Annotated in this window: 1 protein-coding gene; it reads left to right on the forward strand. The window is 53.3% G+C overall.

Features of this window, described 5'->3' with window-relative positions; all coding sequences use genetic code 11:
• On the forward strand, nucleotides 1-244 hold a 244-nt coding region (locus tag R0J87_RS23635; protein WP_498889433.1), incomplete at both ends, for an efflux RND transporter permease subunit.

Here is a 244-nt window from a genome sequence, read left to right on the forward strand (position 1 = left end):
TCCCGAAATGACCAATACCGTGGTCACTGTGACGACCAGTTATTACGGTGCCAGTGCCGATCTGATCCAGGGCTTTATTACTCAGCCGCTGGAGCAGGCCATCGCGCAGGCTGACAACATAGATTACATGACGTCGTCATCGGTACTGGGTTCCTCGACAATTACCGTCAACATGAAACTCAATACCGATCCCAACGCGGCCCTGTCTGATGTACTGGCGAAAACCAACTCGGTGCGCTCTCAG

This window comes from Halomonas sp. SIMBA_159 (genome assembly GCF_046536035.1).
In the GTDB taxonomy this organism is placed as follows: domain Bacteria; phylum Pseudomonadota; class Gammaproteobacteria; order Pseudomonadales; family Halomonadaceae; genus Vreelandella; species Vreelandella venusta_A.